7 protein-coding genes are annotated in these 8,802 nt (G+C 63.2%); 1 reads left to right on the forward strand and 6 read right to left on the reverse strand.

What is annotated here, in order from left to right:
* The 4 genes from AC1D1G_RS36740 to AC1D1G_RS36755 all read right to left on the reverse strand — a co-directional run.
* Positions 1 to 597 (reverse strand): SDR family NAD(P)-dependent oxidoreductase (locus AC1D1G_RS36740; RefSeq protein ID WP_477955984.1); only part of this gene is annotated, 597 nt, incomplete at its 3' end.
* Positions 598 to 793: 196 nt separating this feature from the next.
* The gene (locus AC1D1G_RS36745) at positions 794 to 2,041 is read right to left on the reverse strand and encodes a hypothetical protein (protein ID WP_477955986.1); all 1,248 of its coding nucleotides are present in this window, start codon (positions 2,039 to 2,041) and stop codon (positions 794 to 796) included.
* A 417-nt stretch (positions 2,042 to 2,458) separates the two neighbouring features.
* Positions 2,459 to 4,798 (reverse strand): arylsulfatase, encoded by a 2,340-nt coding sequence (locus AC1D1G_RS36750; RefSeq protein WP_477955987.1) that lies wholly within the window; start codon positions 4,796 to 4,798, stop codon positions 2,459 to 2,461.
* 56 nt (positions 4,799 to 4,854) lie between these two features.
* Positions 4,855 to 6,360 (reverse strand): MFS transporter, encoded by a 1,506-nt coding sequence (locus tag AC1D1G_RS36755; protein ID WP_477955988.1) that lies wholly within the window; start codon positions 6,358 to 6,360, stop codon positions 4,855 to 4,857.
* Positions 6,361 to 6,620: 260 nt separating this feature from the next.
* Here AC1D1G_RS36755 and AC1D1G_RS36760 point away from each other — a divergent pair, with 260 nt between their 5' ends.
* On the forward strand, positions 6,621 to 7,295 hold the full coding sequence (locus AC1D1G_RS36760) for a TetR family transcriptional regulator (RefSeq protein ID WP_164065617.1): 675 nt from the start codon (positions 6,621 to 6,623) through the stop codon (positions 7,293 to 7,295).
* Between the two features lie 402 nt (positions 7,296 to 7,697).
* Here AC1D1G_RS36760 and AC1D1G_RS36765 read toward each other — a convergent pair whose 3' ends face one another.
* Both AC1D1G_RS36765 and AC1D1G_RS36770 read right to left on the reverse strand, forming a co-directional pair.
* The gene (locus tag AC1D1G_RS36765) at positions 7,698 to 8,030 is read right to left on the reverse strand and encodes a hypothetical protein (protein WP_164065618.1); all 333 of its coding nucleotides are present in this window, start codon (positions 8,028 to 8,030) and stop codon (positions 7,698 to 7,700) included.
* 406 nt (positions 8,031 to 8,436) lie between these two features.
* On the reverse strand, positions 8,437 to 8,802 hold a 366-nt coding region (locus AC1D1G_RS36770), incomplete at its 5' end, for an SDR family NAD(P)-dependent oxidoreductase (RefSeq protein WP_477955990.1).

The following is an 8,802-nucleotide window of genomic DNA, read 5'->3' on the forward strand; positions in this document are numbered from 1 at the left end:
GTTGTCGGCGGTGTCGTCTGAGGGGGTGTTGCTGATCATGGGTGTGGATACCGCGCCGGGATGGACGGAGTTGACCCGGATMYKTGCCGGAGCCAGTTCTATTGCGGCGCTGCGTGTGATGCCGCGGATCGCGAACTTGCTGGCGCTGTAGGCGGATACTCCGGCGCCGCCGACGATCCCGTTCACCGAGGAAATATTGACGATCGACCCGCCGGGKTTCATCGCCCGGCTCGCATACTTGAGCCCGATCCATTGGGAGACGACRTTGAYGTCGAGGATGSKYTTGAAGTCGGCGACGTCCATKTCSTYGATSGTGTCGAAKCGCAGTATTCCGGCGTTGTTGACCAGGATGTCGAGTGCCCCGAAGTCGGTGGTGGCGCGTTCGACGATCTCGGCCCAGCCGGCCTCGCTGGTGACATTGTGCGGGACGAACGTGCAGTGTGTGCCCAGTTCCTTCTGGAGCACCCGGCCTTCCTCTTCGAGGACGTCGCCGAAGACGACGTTGGCTCCCTCCTGCACGAACCGTCGCACGTGTGAGGCGCCCATTCCTCTGGCGCCTCCGGTGATCACGGCCACCTTGTTCTCGAGTCGTCCCATTTCGGTCTCCTGCCTCTCCGATGATGATGAATAACGATGTGTCGTTGATATTTTCGGTGTGAGTGGGGCGCGGTCGTTCACTTGACGCGGGCGACGCCGACGGCACGTGGTTGCCGGGCTCGAACCGCATTGCGACAGTCGGTGGTGGCGACTCGGCACGGCGCATGGTTGGACTTCGACTGAATCACCGATTTGGTCATTCGTTCATTCGCCGATCGTATGAGGCTGCCCGTTCGCTCTGCTGCGACTTTCGCTCATCAGCGGTGACGAACGTTGTGTTGGGAGGCAGTGCGTCACGCAGTGCCTCGGACTTGATCAGTCGTACATCGCGAACGGCACGGTCGATCGCGGATGCACCCGGCAGGGCCTGCCAGCGCACAGCGAACATCCCGGATCCCTTGTCCTCGGGGTCCAGCCAGTTGAACACCCCCGGATCGTTCTTCGACACGACGAACGTGTACGTCCCGTCGGGGTTGGGCTTGGACTGGGTGGTGTTGAGACTGCTGGTGCGGTCGCGGTACTCGTACGCCACTCCCCAGGGGTCCGAGATCTGGATGCCCAGGGATTTCGCGCCGACGGGATCCAGGGTCACGACAAGCGCCTCGTCGTCGGCAAGGTCAAACCACCCGTTGGTCGAGAATCCCCGTGCCCCTGGCCGTTCACGCACGGGAATCAGGGTGTTCGAGGGCGCCGAGTAGATGAACTTGTCGAAGTAGGACACCCAGAACGGCGCGATCTTCGACAGGATCTCGGTCGACCGGGCCGCCAACTGCTCGACGCTCTTCGGCGCCGATATCGGGGGCCCGGAAATCCGTTCGATCTCCAATCCGACGGGATTCTCCCGCGACCAATCGTTCAGCAGATCCCGAACCAGGACAAATGTCGTTCCGTCTTTCGGGATCTGCAGATGGTTGGGACGACCGTCGGCAGGGCTGGAGTCGACGGTGATCACAAACGACCCGTCGTCCCCGACCTTGATCGCATCGCTGCTCAGGTTCCCGAGCTGTGTGCCGGCCTCGGGGCTCAACCCCGTGGTTCCCGGTATCGCATCGCGGAGCTCGAAATGCAGTTCAGCCGGGCCGGGCTCGGTGATTTTGCCGCGGATCTCGTAGGAGGCGTTCCCGGCGACGGTCGCTTTCCGGTAGACATTGTCGGGGTTCTCGATGCCGTACCCGGATCGAGGCATGTTCAGACCAGAGAACTCATGCGGTGCGGTGACGCCCCAGACCAGGACAGGCCTGTCCGGGTCCTCGCTCACCGCATACAGGGCTGCTCCGGTGGAGATCGCGTTGGCGGCGCGGCTGGTCGTGGCAGCCCCGGCTGGCGTAGCTCCCCTGGGGTCGGCAGCGTATAGCGCTTTGACCCGTTCGACTTCCTCCCTCAGGACGTCAGTCGCGAGAATCTCTCGGGCAAGCGCCTCCTGTTCACGTTGGCCATCGGTCACCAATGCGCTCCCGGGCTGGACGGCAGACGACGTGCTGGCACCGCCGACGTTGTGGTCAGCGTCGCCTGCACCGCATCCCCCGCCCATCAAGGCCAGTGTTGCAATGATGCTGATCGCCAGGAAGCGTTGGGGGCCACGGGTCTTTGCGTGAGGTGACTGTCTGTGTGATGCGGACGCCGGTGTCAACGTACCCATGTGGTTGTGTCCCTTCAGTGATTCAGTGCGAGTATCTTCGAGAGTCGGGTTGAGTTGCGGGCGAGCGGGAGACGCCTTGCGTGGCAGACACTCGCGCCCTCGTCTTTCCGCGCGGCAGGTGGGATGGGGTGTTGCTCGACGAGTAAGCCACGACAGCGCGCACGTTCCTGTGACCTGCGGTGACCGTGCCGGGCCTGGACGGTCACCGCACGGCGATCTGGCTTAATGAATCGCGAGTGCTATCCGTTCGCGTTCGCGTTCGATGGAGCCTGCTTCGCTTCCGAGGTCGACTTGGACGTGGTGCAGCTGTCCGGTGAAGAGAAATCTGCCGCGGTCGGCGAATTCCTCGGAGACTGGGCTGCCGCGGTTCACGCCGATATCGAGTTGTTCGTTCATGCTGAACATCGCTCGGGTGGTGTGCTCGACGCGGCCGCGCGCGACGGCGGCCCCGTCCACCGACAAGATGATGTGGCCGCCGTTGCCGATGCCGCCGTCGTAGTCGAACTCGAGTGTGATCTGGTGTGATCCGGCGGCCAGTGCGTCGGGCGCTCGCACGTGGGTTCGGCCCCCGCCGCTGAAGTTGTAGCAGAACACCGGATGTGAGTCGAGAACGTAGAGGGCGAATCCGCCGAAGCGGCCGCCGATGCTGATCAGCATTCCCTCGCATGGACCGTCGATGTCGATTCGGGCGGTGAGCGAGTACGAGCGGTTGAAGAACGAGGGCGCGGCTTTCTCCACCAGCCCATTCATGTGCGGGTAGAGGGTGATGCTGCTGCGTCCCTGTAAGGGGTGCGGCGGCCGGGATTCGGCGGTCGCGTGCCGGTCGACGGTTCGGTCGTCGAGTGGGAGGACCTGGTATTTGGCGGCCTCGACGAGGAACTTCTGCTTGAGTTTTTCGAGTGTGTCAGGGTAGTCGGCGGCCAGGTCGCGGGCCTGCGACCAGTCGGTGYGGGTGTCGTAGAGTTCCCAGCGGTCCTGGTCCAGTCGCGGCAGTTCGAGCCCGGGGGTGGCCATCAGCCAGGGTGCGCGGTGCGCGGTGACCGCGGTCCAGCCGTGGTCGTAGATGCCGCGGTTGCCGAAGATTTCGAAGTACTGGGTGGTGTGCCGGTCCGGGGCCTGGGGGTCGTTGAAGGTGTAGTTCATCGCGACGCCCTCGAGCGGCGTTTGCGGCACCCCGTCGACGCTGTGTGGAGCTGGAATCCCCGCCGCCTCCAGGATGGTTGGGGTGATGTCGACGCAGTGGTGCCACTGGTGTCGGGTGCCGCCGGTTTCGGTGATGGTGGCCGGCCAGTGTGCGATCAGGCCGTTGCGGGTGCCGCCGTAGTGCGAGGCGACCTGCTTGGCCCACTGGTACGGGGTATCGAGAGCGAGTGCCCAGGCTGCGGGGTAGTGTGCGTAGCTGGTCGGAGTGCCGAGTTCGTCGAACCGTTCGACTAGCTCCTCGGTGCCGCTCTGGTACCCGTTGAGGTTTGCCAGGTAGTTGAACGCCCCCTCGATGCCGCCCTCGGCGGAGGCGCCGTTGTCGCCGATCATGTAGAGCACCAGCGTGTTGTCGAGTTGTTCGAGTTGCTGCAATCGGTCGACGAGTCGTCCCACTTCGTCGTCGGTGTGTTCGAGGAACGCCGCGTACAACTCCATCAGCCGTGCGGAGACCTGCTGTTGGGCAGGGCTGAGCGACTCCCAATGCGGTAGATCGCCGGACCACGGCGCGAGCACGGTGTCCGGCGCCACCACTCCGATCGCTTTCTGCCTCTCCAGGGTGATCACGCGCTGGCGGTCCCAGCCGTGGTCGAACTCGCCGCGATAGGTGTCGAGGTACCGTTCGGGCACCTGCAGGGGAGCGTGGCAGGCACCGAAGGGCAGGTAGCAGAACCATGGTTTGTCGGGGTCCATGGTGTGCACTCCCTCGATCCAGGAGATTGCGTGGTCCACCAGATCTTCGGAGAGGTGGTATCCCTGCTCGGGGGTGCGTGGAGGATCCACCACGGTGAAGTCCTCGTAGAGGACCGGCGTGAACTGGTCCGACTCGGCGCCGAGGAAGCCGTAGAACTTGTCGAAGCCCTCTCGGCACGGCCAACGGTCGAATGGGCCCGCCGGGGTGGTCTCCCAGGTGGGTGTTTGGTGCATTTTTCCGAATGCGCCGGTGGCGTATCCGTTGCCTTGCAGGACGCGTGCGACGGTAGCGGCCGAGTCCGGGCGGGTGCCGTTGTACCCTGGCGCGGCATTGGCCATTTCGGAGATCACACCCATTCCGACGCTGTGGTGGTTTCGGCCGGTAAGGGTCGCGGCGCGGGTCGGTGAGCACAGTGCAGTGGTGTGGAATCGGGTGTACTTGGTGCCGCTGTCTGCCAGTCGTTCAGCCGTAGGGGTTCGGCACGGCCCGCCGAACGCGGAGGAGGCACCGAAGCCGACATCGTCGATCATGACCAGCAGGATGTTCGGCGCCCCGGCGGGGGGACGTACCGGATGCTGGCGGGTGAACGGTGGCTGCTGGTCGCGGTAGTCGACCGCGGCCGGCACGTGTGGTTGGTTGTGGGTAATGGGAATGGAGTAACGGTTCATCGGGGCTCTCTCTGGGACGGGGTTCTGTGCGATGCTGGTCCGAAGTGGTACCCGTGTCAGCTGATGGACTGGGCGGACCTCGGCTGGTCGTGGTCGTCCTGCGGTTGGCGGTCTGATCTCTGCAGCCCGCCCTGTGCGGGCGTGCGGCCATGCTTCATCAGCAGGGCAGTCAGCACCCCCACGAGGCCGATCGTGGCGGCGTACACATACCCACTGCTGATGGCGCTGTCGGAATAGAGGACGGAGAAGGTGCTGGGATCGACCGCCTGGACGTGGCGGGCCATCACAATCCCGGTCACGGTGACCGCGACTGAGTTCGTGAGCTGCATGCTCAAACCGGCAATCGCTGTGCCCACACCACTTTGGGGCGCTGGCAGTGCGTCTTGGACGAGATTGGCATTCGATGAGTGAAGGAAACCAAGTGCGAAGCCGGCGATCATGCTCAGGATAGCGATTTGCCATTGCAGTGTGAACAGTTGGGCGCCGAGGAGCATCACTATCAGGAAAAGCGACCCGGCCGCCAGTAACACCTGGCGGGCCCCAACTCTCCTCGCCAGATATCCGCCGAGCGGGCCGGCCAGCATGCCCGCGATTCCCATCGGGCAGGTCCACACTGCGTATTGAGTTGCCGATAGGCCTRCCCCATAAGAGATCCCCGGCAGCTGCGCGGGCGTCTGCAGCATCGTGGGCATGATGAGTGCGTGTGCACTCATCATGTAGGAGATGCCGGCGACAGCAAGCAAAGTCGGGCAGAGCCTGCGACCGAAGAGGATCCTGAGATCGATCAGCGGGTGGGGAGCGATGCGCTGCCAGGCGACGAACCCGACCAGCATAGCTGCCCCGCAGGTCAGAACTGTGATCGTGCGACCGGACGACCAGCCCCAATCGGTACCGTTCGTGACGCCGAACAGCAGTACCCCGACACCGGGGCCGAGCAGGAGCGTACCCAAGAAGTCGACCGGCTGAGCGATCCGGACCGGGCTCTCGGGTACAACCGCCCAGTACAGCGGAAGGAGAGCGGCCACGTAGATTGCCATGAACCAGAAGATGCCGCGGAACCCGAAGCCATCGATGAGCCACCCGGCTATGAAGGGCCCAAGCAACCCGGACATCCCGATGCCGGTCGCGACCATACCCAGCGCGACGGGAACGAAGTCACGAGGCATGATGTCACGGACCAGGCTGTAGGAGAGTGCGATGATCCCGACAAGCGCTCCCTGAAGAGCCCTGCCCACCAACAGGACTGGGAACGTCGTCGCGACCGCACAGACGATGCTGCCGGCGACGAAGATGATACCGAGGCTGAGGATTACCCTCTTCTTACCCCATTTGTCCGATGCCTTGCCCAGAAGCGGCATCAGCGTCGCCCCGGTCAGGGTGACGATCGACGCGACCCATGCGATGTTCAGAGTCTTGAAAGCGGGTGCCAAGTGAGGCATGGCCGGGTAAACCATCAAGATCTCAAAGGCGGCGATTTCCGAGAAGAAGATGATCACCAACAGCACGACGAACACTCGTCTGCGGGATACGGTGCCGTGTGAGCGATCTAGATCGAGAGCCATCGTGATCCTTTGTTCGACGGATGCGTAGTCCGCATTCGAAGCTGCACTTTCGATGCGGCGACTGATGTGCCGCGCGATGGAGAGATCACCACTCGTGAGCGCGACTGCTGCAACAACCTCGCGTCGGTGGATCGAACCTAGTCCGCTAAGCGGACGTTTGCGTCCGAGGCGATACCGCGAGAGATGTTGCACACATTAGCGTCTCGCAAGTTTAAGTCAATGCCTTGACGCTTAAGTCGTCAGCTTATATGGTGACTTCCATGCCACAGGCGGAAGAAACGCGACTCGCGATAATCGAGGCCGCGGAGCAATTATTCGCAAGGCATGGAGTCGATGGCGTCTCCATGCGAGACGTCGCCGCCGCAGCAGGACAGTTGAACAACTCGGCGGTCCAGTACCATTTCGGTGGCCGCGACAATTTGCTCCTCGCCGTGTTCCGGTACCGGATGGGCGACATCAACCAGGCACGGCGCGCGCATCTGACCGCGATCGATCAACAGGGCCGTGGCGGCGAACCGCGAGCACTGTTCGAGGCAATCATCCTGCCGATCGCTGAGTTCATTCGCACTCAGGGGGAGGACAGCCATTACGCTCGGTTCCTGGCAAGGGTCGCTCCTTCGGTTGATTTCGCAAGCGAGTCCTTCGATGGAGTCAGCGATGCGGCCAATGAGGTTGTCGCACGTTTGACCACGGCATTGCCGCATCTGCCTGGCCGGGCGGCAATCGAACGACTCGACATCGCATTCACGATGTGCATATCGGCACTCGCAGTCCACGAACAGCGACGGGCTCTGGACCTAAACGTCGTGCCGATAACCTTCGACGCAACAGTTGAGCACCTTATCGACATGGCGGTAGGCGCACTTGCGGCGCCCATCTCAAACGGGGCAACATCCCGGAGGGAACGTACCGGCATCACCAGTCCGGTCGTATAGCCAACGGATCTCATCGGTCGGATGCAGTGCCCACGAGTCACCGCGGAGGTCTTCGCCCGACCCTCGGATTCGGCGATGGTGTCACTCACCCGCCGCGGTCAACCACGTGCATCGCCCGCTCGACGACGAACCACCCCCTCGACGAACCCGACTTCCGGCGCGCACTGGCGGGACAGCGGCTCGGTGCGCGGATCCACGAGCCCTCATGCAACAGGAACCGACCAGGCGATTCCCGCGTCGAGCCTCCGGCCGCTACCGCAGCCTCCTTCGTCTGCCAGAAAGCTTTCCGCAGGCCCGCGATCTCGTGATCACAGTTCGGCGAAATGGCTGCGGCGTGGTGGCTGTCGGCGCTGGGCCCCCATCGATCCCTTAGGGACGTTACGAGCTGGTCCTGACCACCGACTACGGATCCACGTCGTGAAATCGGTACTGGACGTGGAGGAGCATCTTCTCGATGTCGAGATGACCGTGGGATTCCGCCTGTTCGATCATGTCGACGAAGTTCGCTTCCCAGTCCTCCGGGGCGTCCGGTAGCGCGGACAGCTCTGCCTCGAGACGGTGCAGGTCAACCCACAGATCTCCGCGGCGCCACCGAGCCACGGTCGAGAGCCATCCCGCCCGGCGGATTCGGCTTGTCGGACCTCGATCGATGACGGCGTCGATACCGGCGGGATCGCCGGTCCAGGCGATCCGCGCAGTGCCGACCGATTGGTGTGCGGTGATGAACAGTCGCATCGTGATCTCCGGAGGGTGCCGCCCGATGAACCGCGTGGTCGACCCGTCAATCATGCCCTTGGGCCATGGGCAGGCTTCCTGCCCCACGACTTCCAGGGTGCGGACGAATCGGCCGAGCAGTTCAACTGTGCTCGTCCGCAATTCGTACGACGTGGGGCGAACCTGCCACGCCTGTTCTATCGCATGGCGTTGTGCAACAGTGGCTGAGGTTGGTGGTGATCCATCGATCCGCAGGGCATCGTGTATTGAAGAAGGCTTGAAACGGTCATCCTGCTCGATCCTCCTTCCTGTCGTCCGAGCATTCTTATGCAGCGATATGTCTCACTCGCCGTTTCAACGTTTCGAGTAGCTGCTGAGGGAGCGCGGTTGTGGCAGGGGATCAATGCGATATTGGTCGAAGGTGGGGTCAGAATCCTGTGCCGGCGGTCATGCCTCCGTCGATGATGTACTCGCCTCCGGTGCAGTAGCTTGATTCGTCGCCGGCGAGGAAGAGCACGAGGTTGGTGACTTCGCCGGGTTGGCCGTAGCGGGGGATGGGCATGGTCGCGACCAGGGGGTTGTCGGCGGTGTCGTCTGAGGGGGTGTTGCTGATCATGGGTGTGGATACCGCGCCGGGATGGACGGAGTTGACCCGGATMYKTGCCGGAGCCAGTTCTATTGCGGCGCTGCGTGTGATGCCGCGGATCGCGAACTTGCTGGCGCTGTAGGCGGATACTCCGGCGCCGCCGACGATCCCGTTCACCGAGGAAATATTGACGATCGACCCGCCGGG

This window comes from Rhodococcus sp. P3_B8, from assembly GCF_056402775.1.